At 54.9% G+C, this 25,043-nt stretch carries 20 protein-coding genes; 14 read left to right on the forward strand and 6 right to left on the reverse strand.

Features of this window, described 5'->3' with window-relative positions; genetic code table 11:
• Positions 1 to 15: 15 nt before the first annotated feature.
• The 9 genes from IM700_RS11260 to IM700_RS11300 all read left to right on the forward strand — a co-directional run bounded on the left by IM700_RS11260 (position 16) and on the right by IM700_RS11300 (position 12,996).
• Positions 16 to 1,833 carry a sensor histidine kinase gene (locus IM700_RS11260; RefSeq protein ID WP_155604816.1) on the forward strand — a complete coding sequence of 606 codons (1,818 nt, stop codon included), beginning with the start codon at positions 16 to 18 and terminating at the stop codon, positions 1,831 to 1,833.
• Complete coding sequence (locus IM700_RS11265) at positions 1,830 to 3,359, forward strand: response regulator (protein WP_155604817.1); 1,530 nt, start codon at positions 1,830 to 1,832, stop codon at positions 3,357 to 3,359. The genes IM700_RS11260 and IM700_RS11265 overlap by 4 nt, the downstream gene beginning before the upstream one ends.
• 128 nt (positions 3,360 to 3,487) lie before the next feature.
• Complete coding sequence (locus IM700_RS11270) at positions 3,488 to 5,194, forward strand: type 2 periplasmic-binding domain-containing protein (protein ID WP_155604818.1); 1,707 nt, start codon at positions 3,488 to 3,490, stop codon at positions 5,192 to 5,194.
• A 78-nt stretch (positions 5,195 to 5,272) separates the two neighbouring features.
• Positions 5,273 to 6,238: an ABC transporter permease gene (locus IM700_RS11275; RefSeq protein WP_155604819.1), complete on the forward strand. Its 966-nt coding sequence runs from the start codon at positions 5,273 to 5,275 to the stop codon at positions 6,236 to 6,238.
• 2 nt (positions 6,239 to 6,240) lie between these two features.
• Positions 6,241 to 7,200 (forward strand): carbohydrate ABC transporter permease, encoded by a 960-nt coding sequence (locus IM700_RS11280; RefSeq protein ID WP_155604820.1) that lies wholly within the window; start codon positions 6,241 to 6,243, stop codon positions 7,198 to 7,200.
• Positions 7,200 to 8,744: a glycoside hydrolase family 43 protein gene (locus tag IM700_RS11285; RefSeq protein ID WP_193417002.1), complete on the forward strand. Its 1,545-nt coding sequence runs from the start codon at positions 7,200 to 7,202 to the stop codon at positions 8,742 to 8,744. The genes IM700_RS11280 and IM700_RS11285 overlap by 1 nt, the downstream gene beginning before the upstream one ends.
• 29 nt (positions 8,745 to 8,773) lie before the next feature.
• Positions 8,774 to 9,796: an endo-1,4-beta-xylanase gene (locus IM700_RS11290; protein WP_193417003.1), complete on the forward strand. Its 1,023-nt coding sequence runs from the start codon at positions 8,774 to 8,776 to the stop codon at positions 9,794 to 9,796.
• Positions 9,793 to 11,865: an alpha-glucuronidase family glycosyl hydrolase gene (locus IM700_RS11295; RefSeq protein ID WP_193417004.1), complete on the forward strand. Its 2,073-nt coding sequence runs from the start codon at positions 9,793 to 9,795 to the stop codon at positions 11,863 to 11,865. Before IM700_RS11290 ends, IM700_RS11295 begins: the two co-directional genes overlap by 4 nt.
• A gap of 147 nt (positions 11,866 to 12,012) precedes the next feature.
• Positions 12,013 to 12,996, forward strand: a complete 984-nt coding sequence (locus IM700_RS11300; protein WP_193417005.1) for an aldo/keto reductase — start codon at positions 12,013 to 12,015, stop codon at positions 12,994 to 12,996.
• A gap of 300 nt (positions 12,997 to 13,296) precedes the next feature.
• Here IM700_RS11300 and IM700_RS11305 read toward each other — a convergent pair whose 3' ends face one another.
• Both IM700_RS11305 and IM700_RS11310 read right to left on the reverse strand, forming a co-directional pair.
• Positions 13,297 to 14,376 (reverse strand): anthranilate phosphoribosyltransferase, encoded by a 1,080-nt coding sequence (locus tag IM700_RS11305; protein WP_193417006.1) that lies wholly within the window; start codon positions 14,374 to 14,376, stop codon positions 13,297 to 13,299.
• 62 nt (positions 14,377 to 14,438) lie between these two features.
• Positions 14,439 to 15,044 carry an ANTAR domain-containing response regulator gene (locus IM700_RS11310; protein WP_193417007.1) on the reverse strand — a complete coding sequence of 202 codons (606 nt, stop codon included), beginning with the start codon at positions 15,042 to 15,044 and terminating at the stop codon, positions 14,439 to 14,441.
• 459 nt (positions 15,045 to 15,503) lie between these two features.
• Between IM700_RS11310 and nirB the strand changes: the two genes are divergently transcribed.
• From nirB to cobA, 4 genes are read left to right on the forward strand one after another with little or no spacing between them, the layout of a single operon-like run.
• A complete protein-coding gene (gene nirB / locus IM700_RS11315) occupies positions 15,504 to 17,942 on the forward strand; it encodes a nitrite reductase large subunit NirB (RefSeq protein ID WP_193417008.1) in 2,439 nt (812 codons plus the stop codon).
• A gap of 21 nt (positions 17,943 to 17,963) precedes the next feature.
• Positions 17,964 to 18,278 (forward strand): nitrite reductase small subunit NirD, encoded by a 315-nt coding sequence (gene nirD, locus IM700_RS11320; protein ID WP_193417009.1) that lies wholly within the window; start codon positions 17,964 to 17,966, stop codon positions 18,276 to 18,278.
• A gap of 40 nt (positions 18,279 to 18,318) precedes the next feature.
• Complete coding sequence (locus IM700_RS11325) at positions 18,319 to 19,191, forward strand: formate/nitrite transporter family protein (protein ID WP_193417010.1); 873 nt, start codon at positions 18,319 to 18,321, stop codon at positions 19,189 to 19,191.
• On the forward strand, positions 19,188 to 19,961 hold the full coding sequence (gene cobA, locus IM700_RS11330) for a uroporphyrinogen-III C-methyltransferase (protein WP_193417011.1): 774 nt from the start codon (positions 19,188 to 19,190) through the stop codon (positions 19,959 to 19,961). The genes IM700_RS11325 and cobA overlap by 4 nt, the downstream gene beginning before the upstream one ends.
• 99 nt (positions 19,962 to 20,060) lie before the next feature.
• On the opposite strand, the gene IM700_RS11335 is transcribed toward cobA, so the two are convergent.
• The 4 genes from IM700_RS11335 to IM700_RS11350 all read right to left on the reverse strand — a co-directional run bounded on the left by IM700_RS11335 (position 20,061) and on the right by IM700_RS11350 (position 23,521).
• Positions 20,061 to 20,693 carry a polysaccharide deacetylase family protein gene (locus IM700_RS11335; protein WP_193417012.1) on the reverse strand — a complete coding sequence of 211 codons (633 nt, stop codon included), beginning with the start codon at positions 20,691 to 20,693 and terminating at the stop codon, positions 20,061 to 20,063.
• A gap of 136 nt (positions 20,694 to 20,829) precedes the next feature.
• The gene (locus IM700_RS11340; RefSeq protein ID WP_193417013.1) at positions 20,830 to 21,684 is read right to left on the reverse strand and encodes an SDR family oxidoreductase; all 855 of its coding nucleotides are present in this window, start codon (positions 21,682 to 21,684) and stop codon (positions 20,830 to 20,832) included.
• 45 nt (positions 21,685 to 21,729) lie between these two features.
• Positions 21,730 to 22,803 (reverse strand): mannonate dehydratase, encoded by a 1,074-nt coding sequence (gene uxuA / locus IM700_RS11345; protein ID WP_193417014.1) that lies wholly within the window; start codon positions 22,801 to 22,803, stop codon positions 21,730 to 21,732.
• Between the two features lie 34 nt (positions 22,804 to 22,837).
• A complete protein-coding gene (locus tag IM700_RS11350) occupies positions 22,838 to 23,521 on the reverse strand; it encodes a GntR family transcriptional regulator (protein WP_193417015.1) in 684 nt (227 codons plus the stop codon).
• A 271-nt stretch (positions 23,522 to 23,792) separates the two neighbouring features.
• Between IM700_RS11350 and IM700_RS11355 the strand changes: the two genes are divergently transcribed.
• Positions 23,793 to 24,944, forward strand: a complete 1,152-nt coding sequence (locus IM700_RS11355) for a family 8 glycosyl hydrolase (protein ID WP_193417016.1) — start codon at positions 23,793 to 23,795, stop codon at positions 24,942 to 24,944.
• The last annotated feature ends 99 nt before the right edge of the window (positions 24,945 to 25,043 follow it).

The following is a 25,043-nucleotide window of genomic DNA, read 5'->3' on the forward strand; positions in this document are numbered from 1 at the left end:
CGAGGTGGTGCAAGCATGAGAAGATGGAGATTCCGGAGGACGGTTAACGATATTCCGCTAAACACAAAATTTTTGCTGATCTACCTCATTGGCGTCCTATTGCCGATTTTGGTCATTAACTTGCTGCTTATGGGACGGATGACGGACTTCATCAAAGAGCGCGAGGAGCAGAACCTGGACATTTCCATGGAGCGTGCCCGAAAGGATATTCTTGATTTTATCGATGGCGGAGTAGCCGTCAGCCATGCCCTGAATACGGATAAAACGCTGTACGAGAAGATGGAAAAGACGTACGCCGATCCGCTCGATTTCTATGAGACGTTTGACGAGCAGCTGCGCAATCGGGTCACCAGCTACATTCCGGTCAACAACCAGATATTGCGGATCGGCATTTACACGAGCAATCCCACGGTTGTTCCTGGCGGTAATTACCACATGATCGATGATGAGGTGAGGGGCAGTGAGTGGTACCGGATTTGGCAAAGCTCGACGGATCCGGTGGTCATCGCGGCCTACCGGGCTTCGCAGGTCAATAACCTAGCTAATATCGAATCGTATTTCAGCGTGATCGAGCAGATGGATTACTATGATTCGTATAACATGTTCGAAAAAGTGTTGCGGATCGACATTGACCTTAGCAAGATTTACGACGTCATCATGCGGGAGCGGGACTATCTGGATTTGTATTTGGTCAACGGAAACGACGAGATCATCGTGTCGGCCAACAGTGGGTACCGGCAAGGGCAGAACGACGGCTATCCCCGATTCGAACTGACCGCGGCGAATGAGGAAAAGGGCGTGGAAAGCGTAGCGATCGGCAACGCGCGGTACGTCAAAGGTTGGCGTCTCATCGGCATCCCGCAAGGGACGCGGGTTTCGAAGGCGATGTTCGAGATGAGGCTATTCGTGGGGATGCTGGCGGCCGCGATCACCTTTTTCACGTCGATCTTTATTTACGTGATGCTCCGTTCATACCATTACCGGGTGAAACGCTTATCCCGCCATATGCAGAAGGTAACCAACGAGAAGTTTGATCTGATCAACATCGACGAAGGCCGTGACGAAATCGGCGGCTTGATCCGTAATTTTAATATGATGACCGCCCGGATCAATGCGTTGATCAACAACGTTTATAAGCTGGAAATCCAGCAGAAGAGCCTGGAAGCCGAGCGGGTACGGGCGGAACTGAACTTTTTGCAGAGCCAGATGAACCCGCATTTCCTGTTCAATACCCTGAACGCGATTTTGGTCGTCTGCACGAAAAACAATTATTCCGACGTGACGGACATCATCAAGAACCTGTCCAGACTGCTGCGCCGGCTGCTGCGCTGGAAGGAGGATCTGGTTACTTTGGGGGAAGAGATCATGTTCATCGACATGTATTTGAAAATCGAAAAGTTCCGTTTCCGGGATAAGTTCGAATATAAATTCGATATCGAACCGGAGGCGTTGCACTATAAAATTCCGAAGATGAGCATCCAGCCGCTGGTGGAGAATGCCTGCAAGCACGGGATCCAGGCGGTTCAGGGGACAGGTCTCGTTACTGTCAAAGCAAACGTGGCGGACGGTTGGCTGCGCATCGTCATCTCGGATAACGGTAAAGGCATCGAACCCGAGCAGCTGAGGGAAATATTGCTCTCCGTACGCAGCGAAAACACCTCAGGAAACAGCATCGGCATCCGCAACGTTTATCGCCGATTCGAGCTCTATTACAACGACCAGGTTCGATTTAATATCAGTAGCAATTCGGGACAAGGGACGGTGGTGTCTGTCGAGATCCCGATCCGGCTGCTTGAACACCAGAAAGAGATGGACAGGGAGGGGCAAGCATGAAATTCAAGGTGTTACTGGTGGATGATGAGCCGGCAGCGTTGGAAGGCATGCAGCTGTGGATCAACTGGCCGGAGCTCGGCTTCGATATTTGTGGTATCAGCAGCAACGGCGCGGAGGCGCTGGAGCAGATCGAGAAACTGCAGCCGGATCTGGTCGTGACGGATGTGCGGATGCCGGTGATGGACGGTTTGGAAATGATCGAGACCTGGCAGAAGCGAAATATCCGTCCGGTCAGCTTTGCCATCGTCAGCGGGTACAGTGAATTTCAATACGCCCAAAGGGCTCTGCGCTTCGGTATTACCCGGTATCTGCTGAAGCCGATTGATGAGGAGATGGCTGCCGAGGAACTGGGGGCGATATATAAAGAGCTGGTGGAGGAACGAGGGCGTCAGCGCATCAACCGCATCGCTTCTTACGAGGAGACGGTTAACTTGCTGAAGGTGTTGTTGAATCAACCGACGAGCCTCCCCGGGGATACCCCGCGGATCGATGTGCTTTCAAGTCTTCGAAAGGCATGGAATGTCTGTCTCATCCAACCCAGAAGCAGCAGTTCGGCGGAGACACGAGAGGGAGTCTCGACTTTTGCCGAAGAGCGGGAAGCGATGTACTTGATCGACTTGGAATCCGGCAGCTTTGCCTTGGTATACGGGTTCGATCCTGACACTGACGGCAAGGATGGGCTTGCTCGAATGAGGGATTTGGAGAACTGGTGCCGAACTCTAGGCGCCTTTGCAACCGTGGGAGCAGGTGCGGAAGGTCTGCTGGAGATTTCAGAAACGTACCGTCAGGCCCAGACGGCATTGATCCACCGCTTTTATACGGATGACTTTGCCGGGATTACGGTTTACCGTGATGTAGCCGGGTTCACATTCCGCAGCCAGTACGATCAAACGGAGCTCGTGGATCGGATCATGGGAGCGCTGCAGTTGTTGGACAAATCCGGCTTGGAGGAAGGTTTGTCCCAAGCGGAAGACCGTTTCCGGGAGAATTCACTTGCACCGGACATCGTGCGTAAATTCGTGATTCACTTGTTCTACCTGATGCTGGAGCACTTGGACGAACTCCCGGACAAGGCGTCGGAGCTGCAGAGTCGATACGATATCCCCGGAAAGGCATCCGCCGTTTATACCATGCGGGAGTTGGTGGACCTTATTCATTCCGTGGGTAAGGAGATCATCGATCTGCTCCTTGAAGTCAAGTCTCAGCGTTCCCAAGGGGTCGTCCAGAACATCAACGCCTATATTCAGGAGCATTTCCGCGAGCCGCTAACGATTAAGAAATTGGCGGAGGTCTTTTACCTGCATCCGGTCTATTTGGGCCAGCTGCTGCAGAAGAGAAACGGCGTTCATTTTAACGAGATGATCCATAATTTGCGGATTGAAGAAGCCGTAAAGTTGCTCCGGGACGGAACCCTGAACAATGGCGAGGTTGCCGAACGGGTCGGTTACGCTAACTACGGTCAATTCCTCAAGCAATTTGAAAGAAGATTACAAATGTCGCCTAATGAATACAGAAACAGGAACTGAGATTTTGAAGGTTAAAACTTTAATTGTGAACTAGTTACGGTTTGGTAGCGCTTTTACAATAAAGATAAGTTGATGAAAGGGCTTACAAAACGCCTGAACATCAACAAATCATGACGGAGGTGCTTTACATGGGGGGCAAGACAAAATCAATGCTCCGGCTCAGCGTGATTCTGTTGTTATCGCTCAGCGTCATCCTTGCGGGATGCGGCGGGGGCAAAAACAACGCTACCAAAGCCGACAACAACACCGGCAATCAGGCAGCAACAACCGGAAACAACGCCGGGGATAAGGTTGAACCGTTTGAAATTACCGCATTCATCGGGGAAGCCGGTCAGCAGCCGACGGCCGACAACAAGGTCTACAAGAAGATCAAAGATGAGCTTGGCGCAACGTTCAAATTCGAATTCCTCGCCGGGGACATCAACCAAAAGCTCGGCGTTATGATCGCAGGCTCCGATTACCCGGATATCATGACGGGCAATACGAAATTGACGGCGGCGGGCGCTTATATCCCACTGGAAGACCTCATCGAAGAACACGCTCCAAATTTGAAAAAGCACTATGAAAAATACTGGAACATGATGAAGGACCCGAACGACGGCCATATCTACATTCTTCCGAACTACGGGGCTTATAACGGGGAAGTCAGCACGACCTGGTATTCGGGACCGGCTTTCTGGATTCAAAAGGCCGTTCTGGCAGATGCCGGTTACCCGCAAGTGAAGACGCTTGACGAATATTTTGACCTGATCGCGAAGTACAAGGAAAAGAATCCGACCATCAACGGCAGCCCGACGATCGGTTTCGAAATTTTGAACTACGACTGGAGAAACTGGGGCTTGTTCAATGCTCCTCAGCATCTGGTCGGCCATCCGAATGACGGCGGCGTTATCGTTAAAGACGGGAAAGCCGAAATCTTTGCGGACAAAGATATCGCGAAGCAATATTATCAAAAGCTGAACGAAGTCAACGCGCAAGGCTTGATCGACAAAGAAACGTTTACGCAAAACTACGACCAATATATGGCTAAACTTTCCAGCGGTACCGTACTCGGGATGTTTGACCAGCACTGGAACTTCCAAGACGCCGAGAACGTGTTGATTACCGCGAAAAATCACGAAAGAACCTATGTTGGCTTACCGCTGGTCTATGATACAAGTATCAAGGACCACTATTTGGACCGCCCAGCGCTGAATCTGAACAACGGCTTCGGTATCAGCGTCAATGCCGGCGAAGAGAAAGCAATCAAAATTCTCAAGATGTGGGACCGCCTGATTCAGGAAGATTGGCAAAAAGTTATGTCCTGGGGTATTGAGGGCGAAGACTACATCGTCACCGAAGAAGGCCGCTTTATGAAAACCCAGGATCAACGCGACAAGTTTACGGATGCCACCTGGAAGTTGGCTAATAAAGCGGATGCGCTTCACAAATTCAGTCCGAAAATGGAAGGCTATTTCAGCGACGGTAATGCGACCGATGCGGCCGCACAACCTGAAGAATACCAAGCAGGTTTGGAAGAATACGACAAGAACTTCCTGGCAGCCTACGGCTACAACAGCTATGTTGACTTCTTCAGCCCAGCTCCGGAAAATGAGGTTTCTTACCCGGCATGGTCCGTTGACTTGGTGGAAGGCTCTGATGCCAAGATTGTCAACACCAAACAAAACGATCTGTCTACGAAATATCTGCCTAAAGCTATTTTGGCCAATCCGGCCGACTTCGACAAGGTTTGGTCTGAGTATACCGGGGAGATCGGTAAACTCAACATCAAAGCTTACGAAGACCGCATCAATGAAGTGCTGAAATGGAGAATCGACAGCTGGACAGTGAAATAAGGTAATTATTAAATCGGAGAATGGAAGGCGCTGAGCCTTCCATTTTCCGAAAAAATAGGCTTTGTGGGGAGAACAATTATGGATGAGACCTTAACGAAGGAACGCGTCGTCCCGAAAGCAAAAAAAAGAAAAAAACAGCAAATAACCTGGTCCCTTGTCAAGAGTCAGCGGCAGTTGATTTTTATGTCGGTCCCGTTATTGGCTTATATCATATTATTTGCTTATTACCCGGTATGGGGCTGGACGATGGCATTCCAAAATTACAAACCAGCAAGGAGCTTTGCTCAGCAGGAATGGATCGGCTTCAAACAGTTCAAATTTCTGTTTACGGATGACAGCTTCCTCCGGGTGCTGCGCAATACAGTGGCAATGGGTTTCATTAACCTGGTGCTAGGTTTTATAACCGCGATTATACTAGCTTTGTTGCTGAATGAAATCAAAAAAATATTTTGGAAAAGAACCGTCCAAACGATTTCATATCTTCCGCACTTTTTGTCCTGGATCATCGTTACCGGGATCGTCGCGACGTCCCTTGCTTCGGACGGGATTATCAACGATGTCCTGATGAAGCTGCATTTGATCAAGGAACCCATTTTATGGTTAAGTGAAGGCAAATATTTCTGGGGTGTCGTTGGCGCTTCCCACGTCTGGAAAGAGGTTGGCTGGAATACAATCATTTATTTGGCCGCCATGGCCGCGATCGACCCAGCCCTTTATGAAGCCGCGGATATTGACGGAGCGAGCCGGTACCGGAAAATGTTCCATGTCACGCTTCCCGGCATTAAACCAACGATCGTCATTCTGCTGATCATGTCCATCGGTCATATCCTGGAGGCCGGCTTCGAAGTTCAGTACCTGCTTGGTAACGGTCTGGTCGTCGACTGGGCGGAAACGATCGATATCTTCGTTCTGAAATACGGGATTGCTCAAGGCAACTACTCACTGGCAACCGCCGGCGGTATATTCAAAACGGTCGTTAGCATAACCATGCTGCTCCTCGCGAACTGGATGGCGAAGCGACTAGGGGAAGAGAGGTTGTTATAGAGATGGCGAACCAATCGATCAGCCCAGAGCGAGTATCTGCTGCTGCATTCAATCGAAGAGTAGGAAGAAGCCGGATAGAGCCGATTCTTTTTAATACAATTAATACGATTTTCATGATTTTCCTGGTCATTGTCACCCTATATCCTTTCTTGAACACGATTGTTGTATCCTTGAATGCTGGCAATGACACGATCCGCGGCGGGATCTACCTGTGGCCAAGAGAGTTTACGCTGCAGAACTACAAAGCGGTTTTCGTATCCGGCACCATCTATGATGCATTCCTAATCTCGGTAGCGAGAACGGTATTGTCGACGATCTTGAATATCTTTCTGACGACGATGCTGGCTTATACGTTAAGCCGGCGGGAATACGTATTCCGCAAACCGATTACGACGATCTTTGTCTTGACGATGTATTTTAACGCCGGTTTGATTCCGGGGTACTTCCTGATGAAGGACCTGCATTTGCTCAATAACTTCCTGGTTTACGTTCTGCCTTCTATGATCAGTGCATTTAACTTAATTGTCATCCGAACTTACATCGGGACGATTCCTGAAAGTTTGGTGGAGTCGGCAAGAATTGACGGCGCAGGCGATTTCAAAATCTTCTGGACCATTATTTTCCCGCTTTGTAAGCCGGTATTGGCTACAATCGCTTTGTTCGTTGCCGTTGGAGCCTGGAATTCCTGGTTTGATGCTTTTATCTACACCTCTTCGAAACAGGAGCTCAGCACCTTGCAATACGAACTCATGAAGTTGTTGTCTTCCAGTATGAACGCGAACAGTAACCCGGCCGTTGCGGCAGGGGTGGGTATGACCCAAGATACGGCCGCGGCGAGGGTAACTCCGTTATCCATCCGAGCGGCGGTCACCGTCGTCGCATCCGTGCCGATCCTGCTTGTGTATCCATTCATGCAGAAATATTTCGTTGTAGGACTTAACGTAGGGAGTGTCAAAGAATAATGGTGAAATCCCCAATCTCTTACACGAATCCGATTTTACCCGGATTTTACCCCGACCCGAGCATCACTCGGGCCGGGGATGATTTTTATTTGGTGAACAGTTCGTTTGAATACTTCCCCGGCGTACCGATCTTCCACAGCCGGGATTTAATCCATTGGAAACAGATCGGCCATGTGCTGGACCGGCCAAGTCAATTGGATCTTCGGGATCGGTTAAGCTCGGACGGTATCTATGCGACAACGATTCGCCATCATGACGGCGTGTTCTATATGATCACGACGGATGTGAGGGGAATCGGTAATTTTTACGTCACGGCCACCGATCCCGCAGGCCCTTGGTCCGATCCGATCCGCATCCCGTATGGCGGGATCGACCCGTCGCTGTTCTTCGATGAGGACGGGAAGGTTTACGTGACGGCGCAGCAAGGTGCAGATTACGACTCCCACGCGATCCAATATGAAATCGATATTGCGACCGGGGAAGCGTTAAGTGAGCCGGTAGTTATTTGGCACGGCGATGGGGGGCCTTGGACGGAAGGTCCGCATTTGTATAAGATTCGCGGCATGTACTACATCATGACTGCCTCGGGCGGTACCGCCAAGGACCATCGGGAAATCATCGGCCGCGGCACCAGTCCATATGGACCGTTTGAGCTGTACCCGGAGCCGATCTTAACTCACCGCAGCCTCGAGCATCCGATTCAATATCTCGGTCATGCCGATCTGATTGAAGACCCGAACGGCGATTGGTGGGCTGTCTTTCTTGGGGTGCGGTTAGTTAGTTCGGGTTATAGCGTGCTGGGACGGGAAACCTTCCTTGCTCCGGTTACCTGGAGTGAAGATGGCTGGCCGATGATCGACAACAACGAAGGTTTGGTCCAGCTCCAAATGAGCGTGCCGCGGGTGCCGGGGAATGGATCGGAGGACGCCGTGGATCCCGCCTTGGTAGGGAAAGACGATTTCGATGGGGATACGTTGTCCCCGGCCTGGACGTTCCTTCGTAATCCGGTGGAGGGCAGCTGGTCGCTTAGCGAACGTCCGGGTTGGCTGTCTTTACGCGGGCAGGCTGCGGGGTTAAACGATGTGGCCCCGGTAGCCTTCGTTGGCAGAAGGCAGCAACAAGTCCAAGCGGAATGGAGCACGTTGCTACAATTCAAGGGGATCCAGGATGGCGAAGAAGCCGGTTTATGTGCTCGCCGGGATGAAGCTGCTCATTACGAGGTGTTTCTAACTAGGGACGACGGTCAGAACAAGGTTGTTGCCCGAGTGACCGTCCGCGGGGAGACACGAATTGCGGTCATCGTGCCGGTGTATACGGACGCGGTGCATTTGAAGATCCGCTCGGACGAGAGCAAGTACACGCTCTGTTATTCCTTGGACGGCCGTCAGTGGACCGAATTGGCTTCGGAGACTGCGTTAGCTTTGTCTCCCGAGGATTATGTCTCAAAGATGTGCTTTACCGGCGTTGTCGTTGGTTTATACGCGGCGGGCAATGGTGCGGCATGTGAGGCTCCAGCCTGCTTCGATTGGTTTGACATCCAGTAATGACACAGGTTGCGAGGAGGTTGCGAGATATGAATCAGAGATCCAGTGCCGAACCGGCATTAAAACAATTGTTCGCAGACGATTTCAAAATCGGTGCAGCGGTCAATCCGGCAACGATCCGGACGCAGGATTCCTTGCTGGCTTATCAATTTAACAGTATTACTGCGGAAAACGAGATGAAATTCGTCAGCCTGCATCCCGAGGAGCAGACGTATACGTTCGAAGCTGCGGATCGGCTAGTTGAATTCGCCCGATCATACGGCATGGCGATGCGCGGACATACGCTGGTCTGGCACAACCAGACGTCAGATTGGCTGTTTCGAGATGGCCAAGGTGGGACGGTTAGCAAGGATGTGCTGCTGGAGCGGGTCCGGGAGCATATTCATACCGTGGTGGGCCGGTACAAGAACGACATCTACGCCTGGGATGTCGTTAACGAGGCGATTGCGGATGAGGGGGAGGCGCTGCTGCGCACCTCGAAGTGGACGGAGATTGCGGGCCCCGATCTTATCGCCAAAGCGTTTGAATATGCGCATGAGGCTGATCCGCAGGCCTTGTTGTTTTATAACGATTACAACGAATCCAACCCCCAGAAGCGCGATAAGATCTATGCACTCGTCCAATCGTTGCTGGAGCAAGGGGTGCCGATTCATGGCATCGGCTTGCAGGCCCACTGGAACTTGTACGACCCGTCGCTGGATGAGATTCGGGCAGCGATCGAGAAGTATGCCTCCCTTGGGCTTCAATTGCAATTAACCGAACTGGATGTCTCGATGTTCCGTTTCGAGGATCGGCGAACCGACTTGACCTCTCCCGATCCGGCCATGCTGGAGCTTCAAGCCGAACGTTATGAGGCGGTGTTCCGGCTGCTGCTGGAGTATCGTCAGATCATCAGCGGGGTAACCTTCTGGGGGGCAGCGGACGATTACACATGGCTGGATGATTTCCCGGTCCGTGGACGGAAGAACTGGCCGTTTCTATTCGATGCGGCGCATCAGCCGAAGCTTGCGTTTGAACGCGTCGCGGCTCTTGTTAAGGAGAAGCGATCATGAACGACAGCACGCTATATAAAGCATGGCTGCAGTATGAAAGGAAGCCGGAAGGCGAACCCTTCGACCAGTATCGTCGACTGCTGGGGCGTATTGTCGTCAAAGGGGAGCAGCACGGCAGGGTGTTCAACACGGCGGTCGCTGAGTTGATAGATGGTGTGCAGGCGATGCTGGGAACGAGACCGGAGGTGCTGCACGAAGTTCCGCTTGCCGATTCCTGCCTTGTGTTGCGTGCAGCGGCGGAGCCTGCGTCTGGGCTTGCTCCTGAGGCGCCGAGCTGGGATAATGGGCGGGATGCTTTCGCGTTGAGATGGGTTTCGGTGGACGGGATAGAACGGCTGGAGCTGGACGGCGGCTCCGCGAGCGGCGTGTTGTATGGCGTATTCCGGTTGCTGTTCGGTATCGCGCAGGGCTGGGAGCCGGCTCGTCTGGCCACCGAGGAACAACCGGCAAACCAACTGCGGATGATCAACCAATGGGATAACGCCGACGGTTCGATCGAGCGTGGATATGCGGGGGCATCGATATTTTATCGAGATGGCGAGATCGTCCGGGATTTACAGCGGGTTCGTGATTATGCGCGTTTGCTTGCTTCAGTAGGGATCAATGCGATCTCGATCAATAACGTGAATGTGCATGAACGGGAGACGCGGTGGATCACCGAGGAATACTTGCCAGAGGTGGCCCGCGTAGCTGAGGTGTTTCGCGATTATGGGATTGCCTTGTTTCTGAGCATCAATTTTGCGGCGCCGCTGTCTCTGGGTGATTTGGAGACAGCGGATCCGTTAGATTCGGGAGTTCGCCGGTGGTGGGCGGAGGCCGCGATCCGGATCTACCGGCATATCCCGGATTTCGGCGGATTCGTGGTGAAGGCGGATTCCGAGCATCGTCCGGGCCCGTTCGCTTACGGACGGGATCATGCCGACGGCGCGAACATGTTGGCGGAAGCCTTGGCCCCATTCGGCGGACTGGTGATTTGGCGCTGCTTCGTTTACAACTGCATGCAGGATTGGCGGGATCGTTCGACAGATCGGGCCCGCGCCGCGTATGACCATTTCAAGCCGCTGGACGGGAAGTTCCACGACAACGTGCTGCTGCAAATCAAGAATGGACCGATGGATTTTCAGGTGCGGGAGCCGGTATCTCCATTGTTTGGCGCGATGCAGCACACGAACCAAATGATCGAATTCCAAATCACGCAGGAATACACGGGTCAGCAGCGTCATCTGTGTTATCTGGTCCCGCAGTGGAAGCAGGTGCTTGATTTCAATACGCATGCGGCGAACGCGGGGGCAGAGGTGAAGCATGTCGTGGACGGATCATTGTTCGGCATGAAATTCAGCGGCGTGGCAGCGGTGTCCAATATCGGCGATGACGAAAATTGGACCGGACATCCGTTGGCACAGGCTAACCTGTACGGTTACGGCCGGCTGACCTGGGATCCGGAGCTCTCCTCGGAGCAGATTGCCGAGGAATGGGCCGACATGACCTTCGGCAGCGACCCGGAGGTAACCGGACCGATCCGCGAGATGTTGATGGCCTCCTGGCCGATTTATGAGAGTTACACGGCACCGCTAGGTGTGGGCTGGATGGTTGTGCCGCACTCCCATTACGGGCCGGATGTCGATGGGTATGAGTATTCGCGTTGGGGAACGTATCATTTTGCCGACCGGGACGGAATTGGGGTCGACCGGACGATGGCCACGGGGACGGGATATACGGCGCAGTATTTCAGCCCAAACCAAGAAATGTACGATTCGCTGGAGAGGTGTCCGGATGAGCTTCTATTATTCTTTCACCACGTATCTTACAGTTACCGGCTGCATTCTGGAAATACGGTGATTCAGCACATCTATGACACCCACTTTGCAGGAGCCGAGGCGGCGGAGGAACTGACGCATGTCTGGGATGCACCGGTGCTTCGGGATCGGGTGGATCCGTTGCGACATGCCGCGGTGGCGAGCCGGCTGGCCGAGCAGGCCGAACACGCCAAGCATTGGCGTGACGTCATCAACACGTATTTTTATCGTAAATCCGGGGTGCCTGACGAACGGGGAAGAACGATTTACTAAGCGGAGAATCGGAAAAAGGGAAACGCTTTATTCTACGGGCGTTTTCGGTGTAATATAGAAAGAGGTCCTTCTGTTGAAGGGCCTCTTTTGAAGCGTGTAGAACCTATTGGAGACTTAGACACCACCAAACCTTAGGAGGGAAGACCGATGAAATATCGGGAGCTCGGAAATACGGGACTGCAAGTCAGCGAAGTCAGCTTTGGCACATGGGCCATCGGCGGGAGCTGGGGGAATACCAATGATGATGAGGCCTTGAAAGGCTTGGATAAAGCGATTGGAGAAGGCGTCAATTTCTTCGATACGGCAGACGTGTACGGCGACGGGCATGCGGAGCAGCTACTCGCCAAAGCGACCAAAGGGAAGGAAGACGACATTCATGTCGCGACGAAATTTTGCCGCGCCGGCGATATTCATGACCTCGAGACCTATTCGGAAGCGCGGGTGCGGGCTTACTGCGAAGCCAGTCTGAAACGGCTGGAGCGCGAGCGCATCGACCTGTACCAAATCCATTGCCCGCCGTTGTCCGTGCTGAAGGACGGTCGGGTGTTCGAGGTGTTGGACAAGCTGCAGGCCGAGGGTAAAATCCGCCACTATGGCGTCAGTGTAGAGACGGTGGAAGAAGGTTTGTTCTGCCTTGGCGTTCCCGGGGTTAAAGCGTTGCAGGTGATTCTGAACCTGTTCCGCCAAAAACCGCTGACGCAGCTGCTGCCAAAGGCACAGGAAGCGGGTGTCGGCATCCTCGTGCGTCTTCCGCTGGCCAGCGGCCTGCTGACCGGCAAGTTCAAGCCGGACACGACGTTTGCGGCGGATGATCACCGCAGCTTTAACGCCAACGGCGAGCAATTTAACGTCGGCGAGACGTTTGCGGGCTTGCCGTTCACCAAGGGCGTCGAGCTGGCGGCGCAGCTGGACTGGATCGCCGAAGGGCGCGGTGACATGGCCCGCGCGGCGATGCGCTGGATTCTCGATCAGCCGGAAGTGACCTGCGTGATCCCTGGCTTCCGCAACGTGCGCCAAGTCGAGGACAACCTTGGTGCGATCGGCGTGCCTTCGTTCAGCGAAGCGGAATTGATGCGACTGGCGGCTTTCTACCAAAACGAAGTGGCTCAGCATATTCGCGGGGCGTATTGATACGGGGCTGTGCCTGGTGCCTGATGACGGGTCCCTGGTGCTGGGACGCTCGGTGACCGAGTTAGCAGCGAAATAAGGTGAAGAATGGGTCTTATTTCGCACGATTCGCGTCCGGCAGCCCCAATAGAGGTACAAAATCACCTTATTTATCGGTTGTGGCCGTATTACGGGCACTTTTCCAGGGAATAAGGTGATTATATGGCGTTATTTTTGGCGATTGGGTCAAATACAACGAAATAAGGTGAAAATTTACCGCTATTTCGACCATAGCTAAAGAGAAAGCCTCCCATCAGCCTGGAATCAGGCTTGATGGGGGGCTTTTGCGCGTTCTGCGGCGACGGCCTGCTCCAGGCGCAGCGTATCGCGCCAACTGCAGTAAGTCGCCCACGGGCTGCCGTCGTCCAGCAGCGCTTTGCAGGTATAGATGCCCTCCTCGACGGAGTCGACACGCCCGGCAAGCTCCAGGCGAACCGCCCCGTTCAGCAGCACCTGATTCACGTAAGCCGGATGGGCCTGGCCTTGCAGCACCTGTTCGGTGATCTGGAGCTGCTTGGTCACAGTCCAGGCCGTATCGTCCTCTTCCGGCAGCGGGGTGTCTAAACCGTAGGTCTCCGGGTCGACTAATTGCAACCTGGCCTCGCCGCCTCCCACCACATAGGTACGCGTCGGGCGGTCGATAAACAGATCCTCTGAGCCCTGAGCGCCTTGGACGATCAACGCCCTCCGGTAATCCAACTGCTCGATAAGCTGGGCCATCCGGTCGAACACCGTGTTGTGGTATACACCGTATACCAAATAAGGCGAGTCGCTGAAGTCCAGGAGCTTCTCGATCGTATTCAGGATCGTCCGCAAGCCCAGCTCCTCGCGGATCGGGCGAAGCTTCGCAAGCGGCGGGCACCAGACCTCCGCCGGCACGAAGCGGACCCCGGCAAAATCGGCTGGACGCGCAGCCGGTGCCCATTCCATCAATCGGCTGTCGACGCCTAACCCGCCAAGCAGATCGGTTAGAGTCACCCCCCATTTCGGCGGGAGTGACGGGGTGCCGTGCAAGGTGACGGGTAATCCCCCTGCTGCCAGCAGGAAGGAGGTAGCGAACGTTGCCATAAAGGAGGTGGTTCGGCCGTCGTAAGGTCCGGCGCAGTCCAATCCCTGCGGAATAGGTGAGCGGTGGGCATGCTTACGGAAGGCGATCACGAACGCCTTCAGCTCCTCAACACTCTCCAGCTTGATCCGCTGTGCCATGAAGAAGGCACCGATTTGCGCCGGTGTCGCTTGGCCTCCGATCATCAGATCGGCAGCCACGCTTGCCTCCTCGTAAGTCAGGTCGCGGGCGCCTCTCTTGCCTCGGCCTACTTCCTTCAGGATTTCTGTCATCGTCATCGAGAGCCCTCCTTTATTTGCAAGCAAATTAAAAGTTCAAGTGTTTAGCGCCGAGAATCCTCTCAAAATTTCAATTGCTGGTGAGCTTTGACGACCGAGGTCGCCACATCCACCATCCGTTTACGCTCGTTCATCGCTCGCTTGCGCAGCAGATCATAAGCCTCGGCTTCGGATACTTTGTTGACGTCGCACAGGATGCTCTTGGCCATGTCGATCCACTTTCGTTCCTCCAGCCGGGAAACCAATTGGGCCCGTTCATCCTGCCACGTCCGGCGCTCGAAGAAATGCTTGGCGCTGAAGTGAAGCGCCCAATGCAGTTCAGACGCCGTCATGGTTGGGGATAGCAGGCCGTCGACGGGGACCTCGGTTTCGCAAGCCTCCAGTGAGGAACTCGCCGTTTCGGGGCTGCACCACCATAAGAGCGGGAGCGGCCTCCACCTAAGCAGCAACGTGCCCCAGCGTTGCATGCCCTCGATCGGCATATCCAGCACCGCGGCGTCAAATTCCTTGATCCGCTTGCGGATTAACGGTTCCTGACAGGAGGCAAACACCTGATACCCGCTGGTTTTGAGGAGGGTTTCGGGTTCAGCCAAGGGCAAAGACTTCGAGGAATCTGTCGGAGCAGTCCCGGGTAATACAGCTTCGCGAATGACCAATAAGAAGCGCATCGAGAGGTGATCCCTCCTATCCATAACGGTGTGTTTCCAGATCTAAGCGGGTGCTTGGCTTTAAAGCGGTAAAGGAAAGGGCATCGCTGTCTGGTTGCAGGGAAAGAAAACCTAACATTGAATTTTAAATTTAAAGGGATAAGTGTATTTTCGCGCCTTTTTTCTGAAAAATCAATACATATGTCACATTAACTTACATTAAAAATTTCGATAACTCAATTTTATGTAATATATATTGACATCGTCACCATCCTCTTATATAGTAAATGACAACCAAACGCTGGATTCACAAGAATGTCATTCAAAATTCCATAAAGGAATGCCGGGCACAATGAGGTGCCTGCAAGAAGCGGCAATGGAGCCTGTCTTCGCAACCCAAGGAAAAACGCAAAAGTGCGTCTTTCTAGGGGCGAGACGGGCTTTTTGTGTTTTTCGCGATTCGAGAAAGGGGAGACGGAGATGAACCGAAAGAAAAAAATGGTGCTGATCGGGAATGGAATGGCGGGGATGCGAACAATAGAGCATGTATTGAAGCTGGCTCCGGAAGCGTACGAAATTACGGTTTTTGGCGCGGAGCCGCATCCGAACTACAACCGTATTATGTTGTCCTCGGTGCTGGCGGGAGGGGCTGACATGAAGGAGATCGTAATCAACGATTTGGCCTGGTACGAGGAAAATAAGATTCGGCTGCATCTAGGCGATGCGGTCGTCCAGATCGATACGAAGGAGCGCAAGGTCGTGTCGGCATCCGGATTGAAAGCCGATTATGACACGCTGATTCTGGCTACGGGTTCCAATCCGTTCATCTTACCGATCCCCGGGGCACGCAAAGAAGGCGTGATCGGGTTTCGAGACATCAAGGATTGCGAGTTGATGATGGAGGCGTCCCGCAAATATAAGCAAGCCGCGGTCATCGGCGGCGGCTTGCTTGGATTGGAAGCTGCCCGCGGTTTGCTGCATCTCGGCATGGATGTCTCGGTCGTGCACATCCATCCTTATTTGATGGAACGCCAGCTCGACGAACCGGCGTCGCGGATGCTGCAGCGCGAGCTGGAGGCACAGGGTATGAAGTTCCTTCTGCAGAAGCAAACGGCTAACATTTATGGCGGACGGCGGGCCGAGGGGCTGGAGTTCGCGGACGGAAGTCGGCTTGAAGCGGATCTGGTCGTGATGGCCGTCGGCATCAAGCCGAACATTGAGCTGGCGAAAGAGGCAGGGCTGGAGGTAGCGCGAGGCATCGTCGTGAACGACTATTTGGAGGCAAGTGCGCCCGGCGTTTATGCCGTTGGGGAATGCGCCGAGCATCGCGGCATCGCCTACGGACTGGTCGCCCCTCTCTACGAACAAGGCAGTGTGCTGGCCAAACGGTTAGCCGGTGTGGATACGGCCGGGTACGAGGGATCCGTGACCTCCACGAAGTTGAAGGTATCGGGGGTGGATGTATTTTCCGCAGGGTACTTCAATGATGTTCCGGGCACACGCTCACTGCGCATTCAAGACGAACTGGAAGGCACGTACCGCAAAATCGTCCTACAGGACGACAAGCTGATTGGAGCGGTGATGTTCGGCGATACGACGGACGGCCCTTCGCTGTTCGCTAAGATCAAAAGCGGCGAGTCCGTGGCCGGGAAAGAGAAGGAGTTGCTGCTCGGATATGCTCCGGGGCAGGCGGGGGCAGGAGCCTCCTCCCCGAGTGCCAAGTTGGCGGCGATGGCCGACGATGAAATCATCTGCGGTTGCAACGGCGTCACTAAAGGCACGATCGTCGAAGCGGTGAAGGGCGGCTGTGCCAGCGTAGGCGAGATCAAAGCATGCACGAAAGCATCCGGTTCCTGCGGCGGCTGCAAACCGTTGGTGGAAGGCCTGCTGCATTTGTATGCGGAGGGCGATGTCAAAGCGGTGAAGGAAGGCATTTGTGGCTGTACGCCGCTCGGCCGCGATGAGATCGTCGCAAGCATCAAGCAGATGGGACTCAAGAGCGTGCGCGAGGTCATGAACGTGCTGGAATGGCGCGAACCCGAGGGCTGCTCGAAATGCCGCCCGGCGCTGAACTACTACCTGGGTATGCTGTGGCCAGCCGAATATGTGGACGAAAAAGAGTCTCGCTTCGCCAACGAGCGTTACCACGCGAACATCCAGAAGGATGGCACTTTCTCCGTCGTGCCGCGGATCTACGGCGGTGTGACCTCCCCAGCCGAACTCAAACGAATCGCGGCGGTCGCGGAGAAATACGACGTTCCGATGGTGAAGTTCACCGGCGGGCAGCGGTTAGACCTCCTTGGCGTCAAGAAAGAGGATCTGCCGAAGGTATGGGAGGAGCTGGACATGGCGTCCGGCCATGCGTATGGCAAAGCGTTGCGGACGGTGAAGACGTGTGTAGGATCGACCTTTTGCCGGTTCGGTACCCAGGATTCGATCGGCATGGGCATCCGGTTGGAGAAGGCGTTTGAGCGCTTGAATACGCCGGGTAAAGTGAAGCTGGCCGTGTCGGGCTGCCCGCGGAACTGCGCCGAAGCGACGATCAAGGATTTGGGTGTTGTCGCCATCGACGGCGGATGGGAGATCCATGTCGGCGGCAACGGCGGTGTCAAGGTACGGGCAGCGGATCTGCTCGGCGTGGTGAAAACCGAAGATGAAGTCCTTGAATGGACGGCGGCGTTCCTGCAGCATTACCGCGAGCAGGCGAACTGGAACGAACGCACCGCGCAGTGGGTTGAACGGGTGGGCCTTGATGCCATCAAAGCCGTGCTGGAGCAAGCCGAGGAACGCCAGGCGCTGGCCGCCCGGATCGAAGATACGCTGAGCCGGACGACCGACCCTTGGAAGGAAATCATCGAAAACGAAGAATTGCGCAAAAACTTCGAACCGCTGCGGGACGTGCAATTGCAAAATTCGTAATCTCATATAGGGGGAGAGGCTATGATTACAAAAATTCAGGTCGCCCGTTTGGACGACATTGATCGGCTTGGCTCGCGGACGGTGAGGGTTGAAGACAAAGAGGTGGCTATTTTCCGTCTCAGCGACGGCAGTATCCACGCGATTGAAAACCGCTGTCCGCATAAAGGCGGCAAATTGTCGGAAGGGATGGTGTGCGGCTCGGCCGTGCATTGTCCCCTGCATGATTGGAAGATCAACCTGCACAGCGGACGCGTCCAAGAGCCCGATCATGGCGAGGTAACCGTCTACGAAACCGAAGTGGATGAAGCGACCGGAGCTATTTATCTATCACTGTAGCGTATAGAGATACCGCCGCAGATAAAGGAGTGGACGAACCATGGATTACGTCAAACCAGGAGAAGTACTTGGAACTATGATCGAGACGGGTGAAAATAAAGCCAACCTCAGCATTCTACAGTTGCTGGTGAAGGGGTTCTTGGGCGGAGCGATCCTGGCCTTCGCCACGACATTGGCATTAACCGCAACGCAGCAAACCTCGCTGGGGCTCGTGGGGGCGGTTGTTTTCCCCGTGGGGTTCGTGATCATCGTACTGCTGGGCTTAGAGCTTGTCACCGGCAGCTTCGCGCTCATCCCGTTGGCCGTGCTGGAACGCCGCGTTTCGCTGACAAGGATGCTGTCGAGCTTCGGATGGGTGATTCTGGGACATTTGATCGGTTGCGCCGTTTATGCCGTTTTGTATGGACTGACGATTACGAAAATGGGGATAGAACTGACCCATCCGCTCGTGCAGACGTTGATCCAGACGAGCGAAGCGAAGACGCTGGCCTACAAGCATCTAGGCGGCAGCGGCTTAGCGCTGGTGATTATCAAAGCGGTCCTTTGCAACTGGATGGTGACGCTTGGCGTGGTGATGGCGATGACCTCGAAATCGACAGTCGGTAAAATCGTAGCGATGTGGCTGCCGATTCTGATCTTTTTTGCGCAAGGGTTTGAGCATGCCGTGGTCAATATGTTCGTCATCCCGTTGGGGATGCTGCTGGGGGCGAATGTCAGCTTCGCGGATTGGTGGCTGTGGAATCAGATTCCCGTCTTGATCGGCAACTTCCTGGGCGGCGTCGTGTTTACCGGATTGATGTTGTATCTCGCGCAAAAGGGGAAGTTGCAACGTGGAGAAGAGGCACGGGTTAACGTAACGGAGATGGCTGAGCCGGACGGTCGGGCGTTGTCCGTGGCGGGAGAACGCTTATGAATGGCCCAGGGACAGTGAGTATTGTCGGAGCGGGTCCCGGTGATCCAGAGCTGATCACGGTTAAGGCAATGAAACGGTTGCGCGAAGCGGAGGTCGTCCTGTACGATCGCCTCATCAGCGAAGAGCTGCTGGCTTACGCTGGCCCCTGCGCGGAGCTGATATACTGCGGCAAGGCACCGGGACGCCATGCGATGCCGCAGGAGGACATCCACCGGCGTCTGGTCGGATACGCCTTGGAAGGAAAGCGGGTGGTACGCCTGAAAGGCGGCGACCCCTTCGTCTTCGGGCGCGGCGGGGAAGAGGCGCTGGCGCTGGCGGCCGCGGGAATCCCCTATGAGGTGATTCCCGGCATCACGTCGGCGCTTGGCGCGGCGGCCTCCGCCGGAGTGCCGCTGACGCACCGCGGGGCGGCCGCCTCCTTCGCTTGCGTAACCGGCACCCGCTGCCACGGCGATCGCCAGCCGGTTCGCTGGGACATGCTGGCGCAAGGCGTTGACACGCTGGCGATTTACATGGGCGTCAGCCAAATTGCCGCCATCCGCAGCGAGCTGCTCCGCTATGGCAAGCCCGCCCAGACGCCGGTAGCATTGATCGAAAGCGGTACGACTCGCAAGCAGCGCACGTTCACTTGCACCTTGGACGACATGCACAAGCTGGCGGCCGCGGTGAAGCTCAGTAACCCGGCGCTCATCCTCGTCGGCGAGGTCGTGCGCGTCCGCGAGCAGCTGCAGCAATTCGAACACCAAGCGGAGGTGTATTACGGGTCGTAGTCGAAGTTTGGGGAGCGTCATGAGGCGGTTGCCCGATGAAAAAAAGGCCAAAAGGAACGCCGGAGTGGCGCAGCCCTTTTGGCCTTTTTACGATGCAACTTAGGCTTCGGCAGCGCTCAACGCGAGCAGCTCGCTGACCGTGACAAGTCGATACCCGGCGGCCGTCAACTCGGCGGCCAGGATGCGCACGGCTTCAACCGTTTGGGAACGGTCGTCGAAGCCGTCATGAAACAACAGGATGCTGCCCGGGCGGATTTGTTCCCGCGTCTTTTCCACAATATGCGCGACACCGGGCATTTCCCAATCTGTCGCCGCACCATTGACCGCTCCGATCGCGGGATAACCGAATTCTCCGGCGGTGATCGCAGCAACCTCCTCGGAGGTATCGATATAAGGCGGACGGTAAACCTTCGGTTTTGCCCCCGTCACTTGCTGGATCAGCTCCTCCGTCAGCTGCATTTCCCGGCGGACTTCTTCGGAGCTAAGTTCGGGGAGGTGCGGGTGCGAGTATGTGTGGTTACCGATCTCGTGGCCGTGCTCGTGAACGGCTTTCGCGGTTTCCAAGCTTTTTTCGATCTGCGTGCCGATCATGAAGAAGGTTGCTTTCCCTTGCACCTCCTGGAAGATCTCCAGGACCTGCGGGGTATAAATCGGATTAGGGCCGTCGTCGAAAGTGAAGGCAACGGCCTTTTCCCGGAGGGAAACTTCATTGATCACTTGATAACTAGACATGTTGGTTCCATCTCCTTTAAAGTAGCCACTCGGATACGTGCTCTCGTTGTTGTCCGCCTTCCCGCGTCAAGGCAAGTTTGAGCTTGTAACGGCGGGGTGCTGGGCAAGGTTCCGCAGGAGCGGAAGTGCCGCTGGCTTAGACTCCAGAATAAGCCATGAAGCCGCCGTCGACTGGGATCACCGTGCCGGTCACGAAGCCGGACGTCTCCGCATCCGCCAGCCACAGCAGGGTGCCCAGCAAATCCTCCGGCACGCCGAAGCGACGCATCGGGGTATGGGTGATGATTTTATTCGAGCGCTCGGTTAACGACCCGTCCGGGTTCGTCAGCAAATTGCGGTTCTGTTCCGTCAGAAAAAACCCCGGCGCGACCGAATTTACGCGGATGCCGGATTCCGCCAAATGCACGGCTAGCCACTGGGTCAGGTTGTTGATCGCCGCTTTGGCCGCGCTGTAGGCGGGAACCTTCGTCATCGGACTATAAGAGCTCATGGAGGAGATGTTAATGATTGTTGCACCGGGGCGTCCGATCATATCTTTAACGAATACTTGTGTTGGGATCAGTGTCCCGGTGAAGTTTAAGTCGAGAACGCCGCGAACACCAGGGATGCTGAGGTCAAAAAAACTGGTGACGTCGGGATTGGCGGCATCCTCCGGCCGAAAAATCTCGTTCGTCGTATTGGCGCTGGCATGGTTACCGCCGGCCCCGTTGACCAGAATATCGCACGGGCCAAAAAGCTCCCGAACGGCAGCCTCCGCCGCCTTAACGCTCTCGATGTCCGTCACGTCGCAGGCGAATGCGGTCGCCGTACCGCCGTCGGCATGAATCTGCTCCGCGACGGCTTCCCCTTTGGCGAGCGTGCGGTTCAAGATCGCCACCTTCGCCCCTTGGCGGCCCAGTTCCCGGGCCATCGCCCGGCACAAGACCCCGGCTCCTCCGGTAATGACAGCGGTTTTGCCGGCCAAAGCCGGATGTACTGGCATATTGCTCATCGGATGTTTCACTCCTTTTCGTCATCCATAAAGGATAATCCTCGATCAGTTCAATTGGCTGGCTTGCTTGGCATACGCGTCCCACAAGCCCCACAGATACATAATGCCGAGCGCCCGGTCATATAGGCCGTACCCCGGACGGCATTCCTCGCCCCAAATATGGCGGCCGTGGTCGGGACGGGCATATCCCGTGAAGCCAGTGTCATAATACGCTTTGACGATGCCGGCGATATCGACGGTGCCGTCCTGGGTCCGATGCGACGTTTCCATAAAATCGCCGTTATCGAACACGCGTACGTTGCGGATATGGGCAAATGGAATCCGGTCTTGGAATTCATGGATCATGGCGATAATATCGTTGTCCGGGTTGGCCCCAAGCGATCCGCTGCACAAAGTGATCCCATTGGACGGGCTATCAACCAGCTTCAGGAAGCGACGCAGGTTCTGCTGACTTGTGATAATGCGCGGCAACCCGAAGATGGACCACGGCGGATCGTCCGGATGAATGGCCATTTGGATCCCGTGCTGCTCGGCCACCGGGACGATTTCCTTCAGAAAATACTCCAGGTTGCGCCACAAATCCTCTTCCGTCACGCCCCGGTAGGCCTCGAACAGGGAGGTTAATTGCTCCAGCCGCTCCGGTTCCCAGCCGGGCATGGTTAGCGCGCTGTTTTGGTTAATCACGTGCACCAGCTCGAAAGGATCGATGTCGTGGATACGAGCTTTTTCATAAAATAACGCCGTTGAACCGTCCCCCGACGCCTTATGTAAATCGGTGCGCAGCCAGTCGAAGATCGGCATGAAGTTGTAGCAGATGACCTTGACGCCAACCTGGGCCACCTTCTCGATGGTCCGCTTATAGTTTTCGATATACTGGTCCCGCGACGGCAAGCCGAGCTTAATGTCCTCATGCACGTTGACGCTCTCCACAACCTCCAGGTGAAAACCGTAGCGGTCCGCTTGCCGCTTCACCTCTTCGATTTTGTCCATCGGCCATTCTTCCCCTGCAGGCACGTCGTGCAGCGACCATACCAGGCCTTCCACCCCGGGAATTTGCTTGATCTGATCCAGCGTCACTGTGTCATTGCCCTCGCCGAACCAGCGAAATGTCATGCGCATACCTTCACCGCCTATCTTGTTTTTGTGAAGCCTTCTAGCCTTGCTTAAAATAGCCCGGATACCGCTCCTGCAACACCGGCAAATTGGAGACGCTGAGCCGTAGATGCTCCCTCATTAGCCCGTCGGCCCGGTCAGCGTCCCCGCTGGCGATCGCCTGAACCATCGCTTGATGCTGCTCATAAAGATTCTCCCAATGCGGGTCGGTCGTCAGCCATAGCACCCGCGTCCGATTGAGATGGGCGTTCATCTGCTGGATGACGTCCCATGTGCCCAGCTTGCGGCTGCCAGCGAACAGAATGCGATGGAACTCCTCGTCCAGCGCAAACATCGCGTGGTTGTCATGCCTACGGATGCTGTCCTCTTGTCGGCTGAGGTTGTCGGTCAGCGCGCCCAGCACTTCCTCCGGGAACCGTTCGCAAGCAAGCCGGATCACGGCGCGCTCCAGCTGTTCCCGCATAAACCGCGCTTCCTCCACGAGCTCGGGATCGATCAGCGATACGCGCGTGCCGCGTTGCGGCAGCACAACCACCAACCCTTCCTGCGCAAGTCGGACGAAGCTTTCTCGAACGGGCGTACGGCTAACTTGAAAGGTGAGGGACATCTCTTTTTCGGATAACGTTGTTCCCGGCGGCAGCTCCAGCGTGACGATCTGCTCCTTCAGCTTGGCATACACTGCGTTTCCCGCCGAACCAGATTGACTCAGCCATTTGTCGCTCATTCCATCACCTCACTAGGTCTAGGTCTTGTTGTTACTCTACCTCAACTTGCTTATCTACCATACTTGTATGGTAGTATGGAACCCTAGGGTTTGCAAGCGAAAATTCATCGCATCACACAAATTCTTGAATACGCATACATTCCTATGGTCATTAGGCTTGATTTGGATAAATAAAAGCGCGAAATGCACATGGAATCTCCTAGGGGGAGCGTGTTACGTTTACGTTAATGTCAAGACAAAACAAGCACAAATTGAGGAGGGCTGTTAAGCGATGACGGAGCGTCAAGGAGCATACGATACCGGGAACTATCGGAATTTACTGGCGGAGTACGGCTATGGGGAGGAGACGGTTCAGCGCAGGCTGGACGAAACGTGGAAGCAATTATTTGAAGGGGACGAAGAGACGCGATTCTATTACCCCTCCGGCGAGGATATGGGCTATATGCTGGATACGGGGAACCTCGACGTGCGAACGGAGGGGATGTCTTACGGGATGATGATGGCCGTCCAGTACGGCAATCAAGATGTGTTCGATCGGCTTTGGAAGTGGACGAAGACGTATATGTTTATGACCGAAGGGGAGAACGCCGGATATTTCGCCTGGTCCTGCACCCCGGACGGGAAGCGGCTATCGAACGGACCTGCGCCGGATGGTGAGGAATATTTTGCGCTGGCGCTACTGTTTGCGTCCCATCGCTGGGGCGACCGCGAAGCGCCGTTCGACTACGGCATCCAAGCTCGGGATTTGCTAAGAACCTGTCTGCACCAAGGCGAAAATGGGGTGGGTTATCCAATGTGGAACCCGGACAACAAGCTGATCAAGTTTATTCCGAATTGCGAGTTTTCCGATCCTTCCTACCATTTGCCTCATTTCTACGAGTTGTTTGCGTTGTGGGCGTATCCCGAGGACCGTCCGTTCTGGAGGGAAGCAGCAGAGGCGAGCCGTCAATACCTGCATCTCTCATGCCATCCGGTCACGGGGCTTGCGCCGGAGTATGCCTACTACAACGGTACGCCAAACAACGAGCGGGGGTTTGGCCACTTCTATAGCGATGCATATCGAGTGGCGGCCAATGTGGGCCTCGACTGGGAGTGGTTTGCCGCCGATCCTTGGCAACGGGAGACAGCGGGAAAAATCCAGGCGTTCTTCGCCGACAAGCACCCGGAGGATTACCGCCGTTACACGATATCGGGCGAACCGTTTAATGAACCGGCACTGCACCCGGTCGGACTGCTCGCCACCAACGCGATGGCCTCGCTGGCGGCCGAAGGCCCTCAAGCGAAAGCGAGCGTCGAGTTGTTCTGGAACACCCCGGTTCGAACCGGCAAGCGCCGCTATTACGACAATTGCCTGTACCTGTTTGCTCTGCTGGCGCTCAGCGGGAACTACCGGATTTGGATGCCGCAGGGCGAGGAGGCGTGATGGGATGCCTGCGAATTTTCAGGCAGATCCCGTCAGCTACTTAACGAGGCGCGGTTGAGGTAGTAACGGACTCCAGCGCCGTTATTTCGTTGATTCGGG

The sequence above is a fragment of the Paenibacillus rhizolycopersici genome (genome assembly GCF_014947195.2).
Lineage (GTDB): Bacteria > Bacillota > Bacilli > Paenibacillales > Paenibacillaceae > Fontibacillus > Fontibacillus rhizolycopersici.